Below are 14,190 nucleotides of genomic sequence, written 5' to 3'. Positions count from 1 at the left end.
GAGCCCGCACGCGCCTGAGGGCCGGTCCCCTCGCGAGCCCGCACGCGCCTGAGGGCCGGTCCCCTCGCGAGCCCGCACGCGCCTGAGGGCCGGTCCCCTCGCGAGCCCGCACGCGCCTGAGGGCCGGTCGCCGCGCGAGCCCTTACACATGGCAAGGCCGGTCGCCGCGCAGATGCGCGCGTGCGACGTACCTGACCTCAGGGCCGGTGGTTGCGCAGCTCCGTGCGGAGGAACTCCGTGACCGCCGCGTTGAACGCCTCCGGCTGCTCGACCGCCGTAAGGTGCCCCGCCTTGGGGATGACCTCCAACCGGCCGTCGGGCGCGGCCTTGGCCATGGCGGCGGCGTCGGAGGGCGGCGAGAGCTCGTCCTCCTCCCCCACGATGACCAGCAGCGGCACCTTGAGCGCGGCCAGCGTGTCGGAGGAGTCGGGCCGGGCCGCCATCGCGCGCTGCGCCCAGGCGGCCGCGCCGGGAGGCGCCGACTGCACGAGCCCCTTGACCCGGCCGAACACCATGGCCCTGCGTTCCTTGGTCGTCGGCCCGATGAGCCCGGGCAGGACCTCGCGCACCAGCACCTCGCTGCCGGAGGCGAGCACGGCCTGGGCGATGCGTTCTCTGTTCTCCCTCGCCTGTGGCGGGTCCGGGCTGGCCTTGGTGTCGGCCAGGATGACGCCGAGCACCCGGTCGGGGTGCCGCCTGCAGAACGCCATGGTCACGTAGCCGCCCATCGACAGCCCGCCGATCACGGCCTTGTCGATGCCCTCGTCGTCGAGCAGCGCGGCGACGTCGTCGGCCATCAGGTCGAGTGACGGCTCATCGTCGCCCAGCCGCGACCCGCCGAAGCCGCGCAGGTCGGGCGTGATGACGTGGCAGACCCTGGCCAGTCCTTCCCGCTGGGCCAGCCACATGGCCGACGAGAGCGGGAATGCGTGAAGCAGCACAAGCGGGATCCCGGTCCCGGCCGATCTCGTGTAGAGCTGCACGGACCTCACGGTAACGCGGTTCACGGCGACATTCACTCAATGGCCCAAGCTGAATATCGCGCTAAATGTCGCACACGGCTAATGTCCGCCCTAAAACTGGCATTGCTCGGCGATTAAATCACCCGCACCATCCCACTCCGACCGCCCCCGGTTTTCGGGTTCCCAGTGCTCGATGCCGATATTCGGTGCTCGGTCCCGGGCCTCCCGCTTCCGGTTCTCGATGGCCGGGGCCTCCCGCTCCCGGTTTCCGACGGCCGGGGCCTCCCCCTCCCGGTTCCCGACGGCCGGCGCCTCCCGCTCCCGGTTTCCCACGTCCAGGGGCCTCCCCCTCCCGGTTCCCGACGTCCAGGGTTCCAGCTTCCGGCTCGCGGGCTTGCGGCTTGCGGCTTGCGGCTTCCGGCTCCCGGGGGACTCCCCGGTGCGGGAGCGTCCCCTTCCCGGGGCCGCCGACGGCGACAGGGCCGGAGACGGCGACGCCCGGCACCGGGAGGTACTTCGGTGCCGGGCGTCGCCGTCGTTCACGGCCGCGGCCGGGGCGGGCGGGCCGCGACCGCGGTCACCGCTCGCGCCCCAGCGGTCACTGCGCGGCCAGCTGAGCGATCTGCTCGGCGCTCAGCGCGGAGTCGTAGACGCGGACGTCGTCCACGGCCCCGGGCCAGTACCCGGTGAACGCGCCCTCCGCCTTCGTCCGGCCGAGCTGCAGCGGCCCCGTGGCGTTCCAGGTGCTCACGTGGTCCACGACGGTGCTGGATGCGAGCCGGCCGTTGACGTAGATGCGGAGCTGCCCGGCGAGTGCGTCGTACACGCCGGCCAGGTGCGTCCATTCCAGCGGGGTGGGGATGGCGTCGGACCTCGTCCGTACGACCGATGCCGCGTCGGTGTCGGCGGTGGCCATGCCGAACACCCACCTGCCCTGCTCCTGGTCGAAGCCGAGCTGGAACCCGGCGGCCCGGTCACCGGCCTGGGCGACGGCGGTGGTGTCGGCGGTGGGCAGGTGGTCGAGCTGGGTCCAGGCGGTGACGGTGAAGCTGTTCCTGGTGTCGGCCACGGGGCCGCCGGTCTGGGCGTGGCCGTCCACACCGTCGAGGGCGAGCGCTCCGTCCAGCCATCCGTACGTCCACGAGGCGGCTCCGGACAGCGTCGCGGCGGTCGCCCGGCCCGAGGAGTCGGCCGCCGTGGTGCCGGACTCCTCGTCCAGCTTCCAGTGTCCGACCAGCGTGGCAGCGCTGTGGACCAGATCGGCGACCTCGTCGGCGAACAGCGCGCGGTCGTACACGCGCACCTCGTCGACGTCTCCTGGCCAGTTGTCCGAAGCCGCCCCGGCGACCTTTCCGCGGCCGATCGTCAGGGGGCCTGTGGCGTTCCATGTGGTGATGACGGCAGCGGTGCCTTCGCGCCTGCCGTTCACGTAGAGGGTGATCCGGCCGGCCGCCGCGTCGTAGACGCCGACCAGGTGGGTCCATTCGCCGACGCGCGGCGCGGCGGACGACAGGGCCCGCACGGCCGGGGCGGAGTCGGCGTCGGCTTCGGTCATGGTCAGCGCCCAGCGGTCGTCTGCCTTGACGTACTGCAGGGCGAACGCGCCGGTGGCGGAGCCCTCCTGGGTGATGAGGGTGGCGTCGCCGTCGGTGGCGGTCAGCCGGGCCCATGCGGCGACGGTGAAGTTGCGCCTGGTGTCGACGATCGGCCCTGACGTCTGCGCGTAGGCGTCGGCCAGCCTGATCGCGCCGCCCGTACGGCCGGAGGTCCAGGTGGCGCCGTGCAGCGTGGCCGGGTGGGCGCCGCTCACGTCGGCGGCCGTGCCGCCCTGGCCTTCGTCCATCTTCCAGTGCGCGGCGGGAGCGCGTCCCGCGTTGACGTTGAAGACGTAGGTGCGGATGGGCCCGAGCTGGCCGGCGCGGTCCTTGCTGCGTACGGAGAGCACGTTGGGCCCGTCGTGCGACGGCGTGATCCGGATCGTGGCCGTGCCGTCGGCGCCGGCCGCCACCTCGGTCGTCGGCGTGGTGTCCAGGCCGTAGAGGTAGGAGACGACGTCGGTGACGCCGTTGGGGTCGAAGGTGAAGGTGCCCGCCAGGCCGACGCCGTCGCTCCAGGCGTTCTCCTCGAACTCGGGCGAGCTCACGACCGGTTCCTTACCGGGGGCGCTGGCGTCCACGGTGGCCTCGCACCACGGGCTCCACTCGCTGTTGGCGGTGCCGTCCTCGGCCCGTGCCCGCCAGCGCAGCAGCGCGCCGTCGGCGTAGTAGGCCTGCGGGATCGAGACGCTGAACGCGGTGCCCGACGACCCCTCCGGAGTGGTGTAGTCGCCGATCTTGTTGCCGTCCCCGTCGAACCACTGGAAGCGAGCCTTGAGCGTGTTGTCGACGTCCTTCAGCCTGGCCCACAGCCTGGGTGCGGGGGTGCTGATGACGGGCCGGTCGTCACCGGAGACGCAGGGGCCGCCCGGGTCGGACCAGACGTCGGCCGCGGACGGGTCGTCGGGGAAGGAGTTGTACTCGATGACCAGGCTCGGGTTGTTCTTGAACTTCTTCCACGCGTAGACGTCGGACTCGCTGGTGGCACGCAGGCCGATGGTGACGTTCGGCCAGTTCAGCGCGGCGGCCTGGATGACCTGTGGGGTGACGTCGAACTCCACGCCGCCGGGCAGGCAGCTCGAACCCCAGCCCTTGGCGACGTTCTTGGTGTCCAGCAGGGTGACCCAGTCGGGTTGGTTCTTCCAGGTGGTGGACTTGCTGATCTTGCCGGTGGCCCACGCCTCGACCTTGCGGGCGCTGCAGGAGTACGACCACGTCTCGTACGTGCGCAGCGTCGCCTTCATGATCTGCTTGCCGTGGATGGCCGAGCCGGTGTTCATCTGGAAGAACGAGCGGTTCGTCTGCGACTCGACGTGCCCCACCCTGGCGACGTCGCTGGAGTTGAGGTAGTTGGAGTTGGGCCAGTTGCTCCACACGGCCGTCCAGGCGTTGCGCGCGGCCGAGAAGTACGGGTCGAGGTAGACGGGGAACTTCGTGCCGGGGTCGGTCAGCATCTCGCGGTCCGGCCGCAGCCGCAGCTTCCTGCCCGCCAGCTCCACGCCCATGGTGGCCTCGCGGGCCTCGGGCGAGCGGCCTTCCTTGAGCGCCTGCTGACTGGTGACGCCCTTGGAGTCCCACATCTTCGGCGTGGGCGCGATGAACAGCGTGCCGCCGCCCTTGTCGGTGGCCTCCAGATTGCCCGCCTTGTCGATCTCCAGGTTCAGGCCCTTGGCGGAGAGCGGGTAGGACAGCTCGGTCAGCTTTTCGGCGGCCTGCCGCGACTTGACGACCAGCAGGTGGGAGAAGCCGTCCACGTCGGCGGTGACCTGGAGGTCCACGCCGGGCATGACGTCGGCGTAGGTGGCGGTGTCGCCGTTCAGCGTGGGTTTGGGGAGCGGGCCCGTCCAGCCCAGCTCCATCGACTTGGCGCCGCGCGAGAGGCGGGCGAGCGGGGCGTCTCCGCCGCCGGAGAACGTCAGATCGACGGCGGCGGCGACCGGCTCCACCGCACCGTCGGGACGCAGGCGCAGCGTGGTGTCCACGGGCACCCAGCGGTCGTCCTTGCGGACGCGGACCGGGCGCACGTTCAGCTCCATCTTCATGGTGCCGTTCGGCTGGGCGAAGACCGTACGGATCTCGCTGCGCAGCGTCTCCACCTCGACCGGCTGCCCGGTGTCACGGGCCTTGGCGAGCGCCGCGCGTTCGGAGTTCTCCGGCCCTGCGACGGGCGCCGGCTCCTGCCGGGCCGCCGGGCCTGGACGCGGCACCTGTTCGGCCTCCGATGGAGGCGCTGCCGCCAAAGTCGTGATCGATAACGCCGCCGCCACCAGCCCGTGCACTACTCGCATTCGCGCCTCGCCCACGCTGAGCAGGGATTACGCGCGGACGATGAACGTCGCCCGGCGTCTCCGCGATCTTCAATTGACGATCGGATTCTCGCCCGCGACGATCGCGAAGGCCAGAGTTCTGCTCATAATGCTCAAGAAATTCTTCAGCGCAGGCGGGCGCGACGGAGAGATTCGCCAGACCCCGGTGAGCAGGGCGCCCGCAGCCGGGCACGACAGCGAGACTCACCAGACCCCGCTGAGCAGGGCGCCCGCGGCCGGGCACGGCGGCGAGGCTCGTCAGATCTCGGTGGGGAGCGGCGCCGCGGCCGGGTTGACGCACTTGACGATCTCGTTGAGCACGATCCGTACGTACGGCTCGCCCACCCACAGATGCTTGGCCCCGTCGACGCCGATGACCTCGGCCTGCGGCACCCGGGCGAACCTGGCCTTGGCCTCGTCGGGCCGCAGGTAGTCGTCGAACTCCGGCACCAGCACCACCAGCGGCCTGCCGAACTCCGCCCACGCGTCGAGGTCGGCGTCGGTGGCCCTGTGCAGCGGGGGCGACAGCAGGATCGCGCCTTCCACCAGCGGGTCGTGCGCCCACTTCAGCGCCAGCTCGGTGCCGAACGACCAGCCGACCACCCACACCCTGGGCAGGTCGTGGAACTCGGCGTACTCCAGGGCCGCGGCCACGTCGAACCGCTCCCCCTCGCCGCCGTCGAACGCGCCCTCAGAGGTGCCGCGCTCTGAGGAGGTGCCGCGCGTGTTGAAGCGCAGCACGGCCAGGTCGGCCAGGGCGGGCAGCCGGTTGGCCGCCTTCTTGTAGACGTGGCTGTCCATGAACCCGCCGTGGGTGGGCAGCGGGTGCAGGGTGACCAGCGTGGCCACCGGCGGCTTGTCGAGGGGCTGGGCCAGCTCGCCGACCAGGGTCAGGCCGTCGGCCGTGTGCAGCTCGATCGGCTCGCGCCGGGCGGGCAGCACGGTCGCCGCGCGAATCTCCACCATCGATCCCTTCAGTAACGCGTGCGGCCCGGGCCGCGGTCGAGTCTCTTACGCCAGCAGGCCTGGTGCCAGTGGCGGCGCTCCTCGTCGCCGCCCGGCCAGTTGGGCCAGGCCACCAGGTGGGGCTGCCCGCTGCGGATCTCCTGGTCGCAGCCGGGGCAGCGGTAGTTCTTCGTGGAGGTGGCGCCGGTGAGCATGCGGACCTTCCACTCTCCGTCGGGCCACTCCTCCACCTTGTCGATCCCGGTCGGGAAGGAGAACGGACGGGTGGACTCCCTGCGGCGGGCGCGGCGGGGGCTCATGAGCGGGGGAACGCGCTCGCGCCGGCGACGACGAGCTGGTCGAGCAGGGGGGCGGGGGCGAAGGCGGGCTCGCGGTATTCGGCGTAGAGCGCGCGCAGCCCGTCGCGTACGCGCTCCAGCCCCATGGCCTCCAGCGTCTCGAAGGGCCCGGCGGGGTAGCCGCAGCCCAGCCGCATCGCGGTGTCGATGTCGGCAGCGGAGGCGTAGCCGGCGTCGTACATGCGGACGGCGTCGTTGAGGTACGGCAGCAGCAGCGCGTCGGCGACGAACCCGGCGCGGTCCTTACACGGCACGGGCGTGATGCCCAGCACCTTCATCAGGTCGGACGCGGCGGCCACGGCCTCCTGCGAGGTGAGCGCGGTGACGGCCAGCTCGGCCACCCGGTCGCCGTGCAGCCGCACCCCGACCAGCTTCGCCGGGTCGCGCAGGCGTACGGCGTGCTCGACCACCGGCCGGTCGCCCAGCCGCAGCACGACGTCGGCGGCCTCGCCCGAGCGCTTGAACCCGGCCGCATCGAGCCGCCCGGCCAGCTCGTCGGCCCCCGGCCCGGCCACGTCGAACGTCCTCACCCCCGAGCTCCGCGCGTCCTGCGGTTGCGGCGGCTCTCCGGTGTAGAAGCCGCCTTGCGACTTGCGGCCCAGCCGCCCGGCCGTGACCAGCTCGCGCAGCAGGGGCGACGGCGCGTGCCGCCGGTCGCGGGTCTCGTCGTAGAGGACTTCCATGATCTCGTACGCGGTGTCGAGCCCGATGAGGTCGAGCAGCTCGAACGGCCCCATCGGCAGCCCGGCGCCCTGGCGCATCACGGCGTCGATGCCGTCACGCGTGGCCACGCCCAGCTCCAGCAGCACGGCGGCGTGGTTGAGATAGGGCAGCAGCAGCCGGTTGGCCACGAACCCGGCCCGGTCGCCCACGGTCACCGCGGTCTTGCCGAGCCGTTCGGCGAGCCCCTCGACCGCGCCGACGACGCCGGGGTCGCTCAGCACGGTGCGCACCACCTCGACCAGCCGCATGACCGGCGCGGGGTTGAAGAAGTGCAGGCCGACCACCCGGCCAGGCCGCCCGGTGGCGGCGGCGATCGCGGTGACCGGCAGCGACGAGGTGTTGGTGGCGAGCACGGTCTCGGGCTTGCAGATGCGGTCGAGGTCGGCGAACAGCCTGAGCTTGAGCTCCAGGTGCTCGGGGATGGCCTCGACGACGAGGTCCGCCTCGCGCAGGTCCTCCCTGGAGGTGGTCAGCGTGACGCGGCCGAGGATGGCCTCGCGCTCCTGCGCGGTGAGCCTGCCCTTGTCGAGCGCCCGCGCCGTGGACTTCTCCAGCAGGGAACGGCCTCTCGCCAGGGCCTCGGCGTCGGCCTCGACGCCGAGCACGCGCAGCCCGGCTCGTGCGAACACCTCCGCGATGCCGGCCCCCATCGTGCCGAGGCCGACGACACCCACCCGTTCGAACGCCATGCGTCCAGTTTTCCAGAGGCATTAAGGTGGACGGTCATGCGGCTGGTCATCGCGCGATGCAGCGTGGATTACATCGGACGGCTCACGGCACATCTGCCCATGGCGCCCAGGCTGGTGCTCATCAAGGCCGACGGCAGCGTGAGCATTCACGCCGACGACCGCGCGTACAAGCCGCTCAACTGGATGAACCCGCCGTGCAAGCTCAAAGAGGACGGCGACACCTGGACGGTCACCCACGGCAAGACCGGCGAGAAGCTGGTGCTGACGATGGCCGAGATCCTCCACGACTCCTCCCACGAGCTGGGCGTCGACCCCGGCCTGATCAAGGACGGCGTCGAGGCGCACCTCCAGGAGCTGCTGGCCGAGCACATCACGACGCTGGGCCCCGGCTACACGCTGATCCGCCGCGAGTACATGACGGCCATCGGCCCGGTCGACATCCTGTGCCGCGACGCCTCGGGCGCGACGGTGGCGGTGGAGATCAAGCGCCGAGGCGAGATCGACGGGGTCGAGCAGCTCACCCGCTACCTGGAGCTGCTCAACCGCGATCCGATCCTGGCCCCCGTACGCGGGATCTTCGCGGCCCAGGAGATCAAGCCGCAGGCCCGGGTGCTGGCCGCCGATCGCGGCATCGACTGCGTCACGCTCGACTACGACGCGCTGCGCGGCATCGAGCCGGAGAACCCGACCCTGTTCTGAACCCGCTGCGCGGCGCTGCATGCCGCGCTGCGGCCCGAACGGCCTCCTTGGGGCCTTGATGGTCGCGGCGGCCGCGCCGGCTCCTCTAGGGACGCCTCGGACAATTCTGGTAAGCGGTGCCTTACCGGTCTATCGTGACGCCATGAGCACCGTGACGTTCGACTCACTCAACCCGGCGACCGGCGCGGTCGTCGGCACCCACCCCAAGGCGAGCCCTGAGGCCGTTCACGAGGCGGTGGGCCGGGCGGAGACGGCCGCCGCGTGGTGGGGCGCACTGGGCCACGCCGAGCGCAAGCGCCGGCTGCTCGACTACAAGGCGGTGCTCACCCAGCACATCAGGGAGCTGGCCGCGCTCGTGCACGAGGAGAACGGCAAGCCGGTGGGCGACGCCACGCTGGAGCTGGTCCTCGCGATCACCCACCTCGACTGGGCGGCGCGCAACGCCGCCAAGGTGCTCGGCCGCCGCCGCGTCAACACCGGCATGATCGGCCTCAACCTGGCCGCCACCCTCGAATACCTGCCGCTCGGCGTCGTCGGCGTCATCGGGCCGTGGAACTACCCCGTCTTCACCCCCATGGGCTCCATCGCGTACGCGCTGGCGGCCGGCAACGCCGTGGTGTTCAAGCCGAGCGAGCTGACCCCCGGCATCGGCGTGCGGCTGGCCGAGCTGTTCAAGGAGTCGGTCCCCGAGCACGAGGTGTTCCAGACCATCACCGGCCTGGGCGAGACGGGCGCGGCACTGGCCGGCGACCCCCGGGTGAAGAAGGTGGCCTTCACCGGCTCGACCGCCACGGCCAAGCGGGTGATGGCCGCCTGCGCCGAGAACCTCACCCCGATCGTGGCCGAGTGCGGCGGCAAGGACGCCTTCATCGTGGACGCCGACGCCGACCTCGCCGCTGCCGCGGACGCCTGCCTGTGGGGCGCGATGTCGAACGCCGGGCAGACCTGCGTGGGCGTGGAGCGGGTCTACGTGGTGGACGCCGTCTACGACGGCTTCATGCGCGAGCTGACCGAGCGGGCGGCCAGGCTCAAGGCCGGCGAGGACTACGGCCCGATCACCATGCCGGGCCAGGTGGAGATCATCAAGCGGCACATCGACGACGCCACCAAGGCGGGCAAGGCGGTCACCGGCGGCCCCGACGCGGTCCGGCCGCCCTACGTCGATCCTGTGATCGTCGAAGACGTGCCCGAGGACTCGCCGGCGGTGCGTGAGGAGACGTTCGGCCCGACCATCACCGTGCGCCGCACCCGCGACGCGCAGGAGGCGCTCGAGCTGGCCAACGCCTCGGCGTACGGGCTGGGCGGCACGATCTTCAGCCGCAACGCCCGCCGCGCCACCGAGCTGGCCCGGCTGATGCGCAGCGGCATGACGGCGATCAACTCGGTCATCTCCTTCGCCGGGGTGCCCGCGCTGCCGTTCGGCGGGGTCGGCGATTCGGGGTTCGGCCGCATCCACGGGGCCGACGGATTGCGGGAGTTCGCCAGGCCGAAGGCCATCTCGCGGCAGCGCTTCGCGATGCCCGGGATGAACCTCACGTCGTTCAATCGGGGGCCCGAAGAACTTGAGCGGCTGGTCAGACTTATCACGTTCTTGCACGGAAGACGCAAAAGGTAATCTTCTTGCCCTTTTCCTTAGGCGATCATCCGTCCATAATTGTGTGCTCTGGGGGCCACGATCATGTTGGACGGGTGGAATGTGAACCGGTCTTACCGGGGAATGTCGGCTGAGCAAAGGCTGGCAGACAGACGAGAGCGGCTGATGACGGCCGCGTACACGCTATACGCGAAGCCCGGATTCGCGTCGACGACGATCGAAAGGCTGTGTTCGGAGGCCAGGATCTCCAACCGGGCCTTCTACGAATGTTTCGGCGGCCGCGAAGAGCTGCTGCAGGCGCTGCATGAGCGCTGCGTGGACGAGAGCCTGGCCGTCGTCGCGAAGGCCGTGCAGGAGGCCCCTGCGACGCTCGACGGCAGGATCAAGGCCGGCATTCGCGCATATATCGAGTTCGCCACGGCCGACTGGCGGCGGGCGCGGATCATGCATGTCGAGGTACGCCGATCCGGCGACGTTCTGGCGATGTCGCGGCAGCGCGCCATCGACGCCTTCGCCCGGATCGTGGAGGACGCCTCAGCCGATTTCCCGCTCGCCACGGGCCTCAATCGCCGGCTGGTGGCGCTGGGCGCCATAGGGGCCTTACAAGAGCTGCTCATCGAATGGCTGCTGGGCGACGATAAGCCGGACATCGACGAACTCGTGGACGTCGCGGTGCACATCTTCAACCGCGCGCTCGGCCCCGCCTGATCGCCTCAATACCATGCACATTTCGCTGGAGAGCGGCCCGGCCGAAAACTCGATTTCGTGAAAGCAAAAAGAGCGGGCGACGGCTGATCGTCGCCCGCTCTCCGATATGACACCTCAGGCCACCGCGGCCGCCGGAACCTCCACGTTCAGCACCCGATTCAGCCGGGTCACCGCCAGGATCCGCATGATCCGCGGGGGCACCCCCCGAAGAACGAGGCGGCGTCGCACGCTGATCGCGCGCCGATGAGCGCCCACGAGCACACCGAGCCCGGTCGCGTCGATCATCTCCAGCTTCGAAAGATCGAGAATCAGATCCCCTTCGCCGGAGTCGAGCGCCTCGTGCAGGCGCTCGCGCACCCCTGCCGACGTGCCGGCGTCGAGCCGGGCGCCGATCATCGCCACCTGGGACCCCGGATTGCCCCGGACGCGCATGCCACCTCCTCAGTCACGCACTCGGCGTGGTCACAGCGCTGCGGACAGCGCTTGACGAGGTAAAACCTCTGACCTTCCCCTACCCAGCCATCGGGAGTGACACGACCGCGCGGAGCAGGAAATGTCCGTCTTCGGTCGGCTGGGCCGTCATCGAGCCCCCGACGGCCGCCAGCCGCTCGCTCAGCCCTGCCAGACCGCTGCCCAGATCGGCCGCCTTCCTGCGCGCCACCCCGTCGTTGCGCACGGTCAGCTCGGCCTCGTCCGCGGTGAACCGGAAGGAGATGTCGCAGAATGTCGCCGTGCTGTGCTTGAGCACGTTCGTCACCGCCTCGCGCACCGCGAAGGCGAACACCGGCGCCACGCCGTCCGGCATCTCGCGGTGGGGCAGGCCCACCTCGCAGCGGACCCCCGCCGCTTCGAGCACACTCTTCACGCTATTCAGCTCGGCGGCCAAGTCAAGCTCGCGCAGCCCGCGTACGGCCTGCCGCACCTCCTTGAGCGCCTTCCTGGTCAGCGCGTTCACCTCGGCCATCTCGGCCCTGGCCGCCTCGGTGTCCTTATCCGACAGCCGTACCGCGAGCTCGGTCTTGACCGCGATGGCCGAGAGCTGGTGTCCCACGAGGTCGTGCACCTCGCGGGAGGAACGCAGCCGCTCCTCGGCCAGCGCCAGCCGCGTGCCCGCCTCGCCGGCCCGGTGCGCCTCCACGGCGAGCCTGCGCAGCAGCGCGGCCGCCCCCAGCAGGCACAGGAGCAGCACGCCCCATCCCAGGGGATCCGTCCCGCCCGCGAGCGCCGTGGCCACGACGAGGACCGCAGCCGCCACCACCCGCCAGGCGGGGTAGCGGCGGCGGTCCAGCAGCTCGTCCACGACCTGCCAGGCCATCCAGGTGGAGCCGGCCGCGGTGACCGCCCCGAGCAGCGCCCGCCACAGGGCGATCCGGCCGTCGGCGGGGTCTGCGACCACGCTCAGCGCGATGAGGGCCCAGCCGGCGAGGAGCCCGAACCCGAGCACCTTCCTGGCGGCCGACCGCGCGCGTTCTACCGTGTCCATCAGCGCGAGCGGAGGACTTCCATGAGCTTGAGCCGCGCCCCCGTCCGCAGCACCGCCCGCCGGTACACCGTCGCCCCGAAGGCCAGCACGGCCACCACGCCCGCCGCCATGAGCCCCATCGACACGAGCACCTGCCACAGCGGCACCTCGGTCGCGGCCATCCGTACCGGCATGATCATGGAGGAGAACGGCGGGAGGAACGACCCGACCGTGGCCAGCGTGCCCGTGGGCTCGTTGCCGGCGTAGAAGGCCACGAAGTACGTGCCCATGATGACCATGGTGAGCGGCGTCATCACGGTGTTGACCTCTTCCTGGCGCGAGACCAGCGAGCCCGAGGCCGCCGCCAGCGTGGCGAAGAAGGCGTAGCCGAGCACGAACCAGACCACGACCGCCACGACGAGCCCGGCCATGCCGGGCGGGAAGTCGGCCGACAGGCCCGAGGCCGCCGCCGCGCCCAGCCCGACGACGAGGATCGCCCCGAGGTTGATCAGGCCGACCACACCCAGACCGACGATCTTGCCGCCGAGCAGCTGCCACGGCCGCACCGAGGCCAGCAGGATCTCGACGATGCGGCTGCCCTTCTCCTCGACCACGCCCATGGCCACCATCACGACCTGACCGAAGATCATGAAGAAGAGCACGAAGACGAGGATCGTCGCGATGGCCGTCCTGGCCGCCTGATAGCGCGTGTCCGCGCCCACCGACTGCATCTGGAGCGGCTCGATGTGCACGCCGGCCGCGCCGAGCTTGACCTCCCGGTTCACGCTCTGCATGAGCACGCCGAGCTGCTGGTCGATCTCGCCGTCCGTGAGCACCTTGGTGCCGTTCACCAGCACCGCGTCCACGTCGCCGTCCAGCACGGCCTTCTTGGCCGCCGCCTCGTCGGGGAACTCGCGCCACTCGAACTCGATGTCCGGCGCCGCCTGATCCAGCGGGAGCCGCTGGGAGTTGACGGTGCCCAGCGCGTACGAGTCGCCGCCGCCGAACACCTTCGGCGCGAACGACAGCGCCCCCACCAGCACCACCGTGATCAGCAGGCCGATCACGAACGCCTTGCTCTTGACCTGGGTGCTGATCTCGCGCCCGGCGACCAGCATCAGTCCGTTCACGCCACGGCCTCCTTGAAGATCTCGGTGAGCGACGGCTGCTCGGCGCCGAAGCGCTCGACCTCGCCCGCCTTCATGGCCCGGCGCAGGATCTCCTGGCCGTCCACGCCGCTCGTACGCAGGGTGTGCCGGTCGCCGTCCACGGTGACCGTGCCGGGGATGCCGTCGGCCCAGCCGGGGGCCGGATCGCGGACGACCACCACCAGCGTTCCGCCCTCGGCGGCGCGCAGCTCCTCCACCGTCCCCGTGGCCACCATGCGGCCGCCCGAGACGATGCCCACCGAGTCGCACAGCCGCTCCACCAGTTCGAGCTGGTGACTGGAGAAGATCACCGGTACGCCGCTCCTGCACCGCTCCTGCAGCGCCGCGGCGAGCGCGTCCACCGCGATCGGGTCGAGCCCGGAGAACGGCTCGTCGAGGATCAGCACCTCGGGGTCGTGCACCAGTGCCACCGCGAGCTGCACGCGCTGCTGGTTGCCCAGCGACAGTGCCTGCACGGCGTCGTTCCTGCGCTCGGTCAGGCCGAGGCGTTCGAGCAGGTCGTCGGTGGCCTTCCTGGCGGCCGGGGCGCTCAGGCCGTGCAGCCGGCCGAAGTACTCGATCTGCTCGCCCACCCGCATCTTCTGGTACAGCCCGCGCTCCTCCGGCATGTAGCCGAAGCGCTGGCGGGCGTCGTAGGTGAGCGGCTTGCCCTGCCAGCTCACCGTGCCCGAGTCCGCCTGGAGCACGCCCATCACGATGCGCATCGTCGTGGTCTTGCCGGCGCCGTTCGCGCCGACGAAGCCGTACATCTCGCCGGGCCGCACGGTGAAGCTGATGCCGTCCAGGGCGAGCTTGCCGTCAGGGGCGCCGGCACCGCCCGAGAAGCGCTTGCGCAGCTCGCTGATCTCGAGCATCAGGTCATCTCCTTCGTCATGCGTCCATGGTGGCCTTCGCCCCATTGGTCCTTGTAGTCGGAGAAATCACCGGCTCGATATGAATCCCGCGTCCGTTCCCGATGACATTTGTCATTACGCTGAGC

12 protein-coding genes are annotated in these 14,190 nt (G+C 70.9%); 3 read left to right on the top strand and 9 right to left on the bottom strand.

The window, feature by feature from the left end; genetic code table 11:
- Positions 1-197: 197 nt before the first annotated feature.
- The 5 genes from AB0K67_RS18535 to AB0K67_RS18515 form a co-directional block, all read right to left on the bottom strand.
- Complete coding sequence (locus AB0K67_RS18535) at positions 198-941, bottom strand: alpha/beta fold hydrolase (protein WP_364061015.1); 744 nt, start codon at positions 939-941, stop codon at positions 198-200.
- Positions 942-1,560: 619 nt separating this feature from the next.
- Entirely contained in the window at positions 1,561-4,845 is a 3,285-nt protein-coding gene (locus tag AB0K67_RS18530) for a LamG-like jellyroll fold domain-containing protein (protein ID WP_364061012.1), read from the bottom strand.
- Between the two features lie 276 nt (positions 4,846-5,121).
- Positions 5,122-5,826, bottom strand: coding sequence for an alpha/beta fold hydrolase (locus AB0K67_RS18525; protein WP_364061388.1), 705 nt, complete (start codon positions 5,824-5,826; stop codon positions 5,122-5,124).
- Positions 5,827-5,837: 11 nt separating this feature from the next.
- Positions 5,838-6,128: an ATP/GTP-binding protein gene (locus AB0K67_RS18520; RefSeq protein ID WP_364061009.1), complete on the bottom strand. Its 291-nt coding sequence runs from the start codon at positions 6,126-6,128 to the stop codon at positions 5,838-5,840.
- Positions 6,125-7,579, bottom strand: a complete 1,455-nt coding sequence (locus AB0K67_RS18515) for a 3-hydroxybutyryl-CoA dehydrogenase (protein ID WP_364061006.1) — start codon at positions 7,577-7,579, stop codon at positions 6,125-6,127. Before AB0K67_RS18515 ends, AB0K67_RS18520 begins: the two co-directional genes overlap by 4 nt.
- 36 nt (positions 7,580-7,615) lie before the next feature.
- Between AB0K67_RS18515 and nucS the strand changes: the two genes are divergently transcribed.
- The 3 genes from nucS (at position 7,616) to AB0K67_RS18500 (ending at position 10,580) form a co-directional block, all read left to right on the top strand.
- Positions 7,616-8,278, top strand: coding sequence for an endonuclease NucS (gene nucS, locus AB0K67_RS18510; RefSeq protein WP_364061003.1), 663 nt, complete (start codon positions 7,616-7,618; stop codon positions 8,276-8,278).
- 142 nt (positions 8,279-8,420) lie between these two features.
- On the top strand, positions 8,421-9,893 hold the full coding sequence (locus tag AB0K67_RS18505) for an aldehyde dehydrogenase family protein (protein WP_364061000.1): 1,473 nt from the start codon (positions 8,421-8,423) through the stop codon (positions 9,891-9,893).
- A 144-nt stretch (positions 9,894-10,037) separates the two neighbouring features.
- On the top strand, positions 10,038-10,580 hold the full coding sequence (locus tag AB0K67_RS18500) for a TetR/AcrR family transcriptional regulator (protein WP_364060997.1): 543 nt from the start codon (positions 10,038-10,040) through the stop codon (positions 10,578-10,580).
- A 114-nt stretch (positions 10,581-10,694) separates the two neighbouring features.
- On the opposite strand, the gene AB0K67_RS18495 is transcribed toward AB0K67_RS18500, so the two are convergent.
- The 4 genes from AB0K67_RS18495 to AB0K67_RS18480 form a co-directional block, all read right to left on the bottom strand.
- Complete coding sequence (locus AB0K67_RS18495) at positions 10,695-11,012, bottom strand: STAS domain-containing protein (RefSeq protein WP_364060994.1); 318 nt, start codon at positions 11,010-11,012, stop codon at positions 10,695-10,697.
- A 79-nt stretch (positions 11,013-11,091) separates the two neighbouring features.
- Positions 11,092-12,063: a histidine kinase gene (locus AB0K67_RS18490; protein WP_364060991.1), complete on the bottom strand. Its 972-nt coding sequence runs from the start codon at positions 12,061-12,063 to the stop codon at positions 11,092-11,094.
- Positions 12,063-13,172, bottom strand: coding sequence for an ABC transporter permease (locus AB0K67_RS18485; protein WP_364060988.1), 1,110 nt, complete (start codon positions 13,170-13,172; stop codon positions 12,063-12,065). Before AB0K67_RS18485 ends, AB0K67_RS18490 begins: the two co-directional genes overlap by 1 nt.
- Positions 13,169-14,065: an ATP-binding cassette domain-containing protein gene (locus AB0K67_RS18480; protein WP_364060985.1), complete on the bottom strand. Its 897-nt coding sequence runs from the start codon at positions 14,063-14,065 to the stop codon at positions 13,169-13,171. The genes AB0K67_RS18485 and AB0K67_RS18480 overlap by 4 nt, the downstream gene beginning before the upstream one ends.
- Between the last annotated feature and the right edge of the window lie 125 nt (positions 14,066-14,190).

Origin of the sequence: Nonomuraea sp. NPDC052634, assembly GCF_040678535.1 — a bacterium.
GTDB lineage: Bacteria > Actinomycetota > Actinomycetes > Streptosporangiales > Streptosporangiaceae > Nonomuraea > Nonomuraea fastidiosa.
This window is presented reverse-complemented; position numbering and strand designations above follow the sequence as displayed.

What these genes read in the sequence shown, in the direction of transcription:
- AB0K67_RS18530 (WP_364061012.1), bottom strand. Translation starts at nt 4,845, where the DNA reads ATGCGAGTAGTGCACGGGCTGGTGGCGGCGGCGTTATCGATCACGACT.
- AB0K67_RS18520 (WP_364061009.1), bottom strand. Translation starts at nt 6,128, where the DNA reads ATGAGCCCCCGCCGCGCCCGCCGCAGGGAGTCCACCCGTCCGTTCTCC.
- AB0K67_RS18515 (WP_364061006.1), bottom strand. Translation starts at nt 7,579, where the DNA reads ATGGCGTTCGAACGGGTGGGTGTCGTCGGCCTCGGCACGATGGGGGCC.
- nucS (WP_364061003.1), top strand. Translation starts at nt 7,616, where the DNA reads ATGCGGCTGGTCATCGCGCGATGCAGCGTGGATTACATCGGACGGCTC.
- AB0K67_RS18505 (WP_364061000.1), top strand. Translation starts at nt 8,421, where the DNA reads ATGAGCACCGTGACGTTCGACTCACTCAACCCGGCGACCGGCGCGGTC.
- AB0K67_RS18500 (WP_364060997.1), top strand. Translation starts at nt 10,038, where the DNA reads ATGACGGCCGCGTACACGCTATACGCGAAGCCCGGATTCGCGTCGACG.
- AB0K67_RS18495 (WP_364060994.1), bottom strand. Translation starts at nt 11,012, where the DNA reads ATGCGCGTCCGGGGCAATCCGGGGTCCCAGGTGGCGATGATCGGCGCC.
- AB0K67_RS18490 (WP_364060991.1), bottom strand. Translation starts at nt 12,063, where the DNA reads ATGGACACGGTAGAACGCGCGCGGTCGGCCGCCAGGAAGGTGCTCGGG.
- AB0K67_RS18480 (WP_364060985.1), bottom strand. Translation starts at nt 14,065, where the DNA reads ATGCTCGAGATCAGCGAGCTGCGCAAGCGCTTCTCGGGCGGTGCCGGC.